Here is a 262-nt window from a genome sequence, read left to right as displayed (position 1 = left end):
AGTTGTAATGTTCATGGTGCTGGATGGGAGTGGGGAACTCCATGGTTGCCTACTATTGCAACACTAAAAAGGCTTGGTGGTTGCCCGAAATGTAAAGGGAATTATCGATTTTCTGCTGAAGAAAGAATTGAACAGATTGATCAGTTAGAAGGAATCGAGTTCAAGTCATTTGAGGGCGAATATAAAGGAAATACAACACGAGTCAATGTCTTTTGTCACATTCACCAATTCAGTTGGGTGGCAACGTTAGCCAATCTATTAA

General features: G+C 40.5%; 1 protein-coding gene. It reads left to right on the top strand.

What is annotated here, in order from left to right; all coding sequences use genetic code 11:
- Positions 1–45 precede the first annotated feature (45 nt).
- The coding region (locus H4J69_RS19990; protein ID WP_220467925.1) for a hypothetical protein at positions 46–262 on the top strand (217 nt) is incomplete at its 3' end.

This window comes from Colwellia sp. BRX10-9, assembly GCF_014077405.1.
GTDB lineage: Bacteria > Pseudomonadota > Gammaproteobacteria > Enterobacterales > Alteromonadaceae > Colwellia_A.
The sequence above is the reverse complement of the archived record's forward strand: the minus strand, read 5'-3'. Positions and strand labels throughout refer to the sequence as shown.